Source organism: Staphylococcus croceilyticus (assembly GCF_002902575.1).
In the GTDB taxonomy this organism is placed as follows: Bacteria; Bacillota; Bacilli; order Staphylococcales; family Staphylococcaceae; genus Staphylococcus; species Staphylococcus croceilyticus.
The window spans coordinates 1-969 of sequence record NZ_PPRD01000060.1 but is presented as its reverse complement, the minus strand read 5'-3'; the positions used below and the strand labels follow the sequence as shown (position 1 = coordinate 969).

9 tRNA genes and 1 rRNA gene are annotated in these 969 nt (G+C 52.4%); all 10 read left to right on the top strand.

Annotation, left to right across the window (positions count from 1 at the left end):
• Positions 1 to 85, top strand: a 5S ribosomal RNA gene (rrf, locus tag CD128_RS07935); the annotation flags it as partial.
• 12 nt (positions 86 to 97) lie between these two features.
• Positions 98 to 173: transfer RNA gene (locus CD128_RS07930), tRNA-Val, on the top strand.
• Positions 174 to 186: 13 nt separating this feature from the next.
• Positions 187 to 262: transfer RNA gene (locus CD128_RS07925), tRNA-Thr, on the top strand.
• A 5-nt stretch (positions 263 to 267) separates the two neighbouring features.
• A tRNA-Lys gene (locus CD128_RS07920) sits at positions 268 to 340 on the top strand.
• 9 nt (positions 341 to 349) lie between these two features.
• A tRNA-Leu gene (locus tag CD128_RS07915) sits at positions 350 to 431 on the top strand.
• A 3-nt stretch (positions 432 to 434) separates the two neighbouring features.
• Positions 435 to 509 (top strand) — tRNA-Gly (locus tag CD128_RS07910).
• A gap of 13 nt (positions 510 to 522) precedes the next feature.
• Positions 523 to 611 (top strand) — tRNA-Leu (locus CD128_RS07905).
• Between the two features lie 10 nt (positions 612 to 621).
• Positions 622 to 695: transfer RNA gene (locus tag CD128_RS07900), tRNA-Arg, on the top strand.
• A gap of 8 nt (positions 696 to 703) precedes the next feature.
• A tRNA-Pro gene (locus tag CD128_RS07895) sits at positions 704 to 777 on the top strand.
• Between the two features lie 21 nt (positions 778 to 798).
• Positions 799 to 874: transfer RNA gene (locus CD128_RS07890), tRNA-Ala, on the top strand.
• The last annotated feature ends 95 nt before the right edge of the window (positions 875 to 969 follow it).

The window sequence follows — 969 nt, the reverse complement described above, 5'->3', positions numbered from 1 at the left end:
GTTCCCATGCCGAACACAGAAGTTAAGCTCCTTAGCGCCGATGGTAGTTGGACTGACGTTCCGCTAGAGTAGGACGTTGCCAGGCTTATAAAAAAGTGGAGAATTAGCTCAGTTGGGAGAGCATCTGCCTTACAAGCAGAGGGTCGGCGGTTCGAACCCGTCATTCTCCACCATTCAAATTAAATAGCCGGCCTAGCTCAATTGGTAGAGCAACTGACTTGTAATCAGTAGGTTGGGGGTTCAAGTCCTCTGGCCGGCACCATCTAAGAGCCATTAGCTCAGTTGGTAGAGCATCTGACTTTTAATCAGAGGGTCAGAGGTTCGAATCCTCTATGGCTCACATGTGTACGCGGGTGTGGCGGAATTGGCAGACGCACTAGACTTAGGATCTAGCGCCTTACGGCGTGGGGGTTCGACTCCCTTCACCCGCATATGCGGAAGTAGTTCAGTGGTAGAACACCACCTTGCCAAGGTGGGGGTCGCGGGTTCGAATCCCGTCTTCCGCTCCATTAATTTTATAGTGCCGGGGTGGCGGAACTGGCAGACGCACAGGACTTAAAATCCTGCGGTGAGAGATCACCGTACCGGTTCGATTCCGGTCCTCGGCACCATTATTATTTTGCGCCCGTAGCTCAATTGGATAGAGCGTTTGACTACGGATCAAAAGGTTATGGGTTCGACTCCTATCGGGCGCGTTCTCTTACGGGAAGTAGCTCAGCTTGGTAGAGCACTTGGTTTGGGACCAAGGGGTCGTAGGTTCGAATCCTGTCTTCCCGATAGGAACTATTTATAAAATATGGGGGCTTAGCTCAGCTGGGAGAGCGCCTGCTTTGCACGCAGGAGGTCAGCGGTTCGATCCCGCTAGTCTCCACCATATTTCAAATTTACAAACTAGATAACGGCGGTGTAGCTCAGCTGGCTAGAGCGTACGGTTCATACCCGTGAGGTCGGGGGTTCGATCCCCTCCAC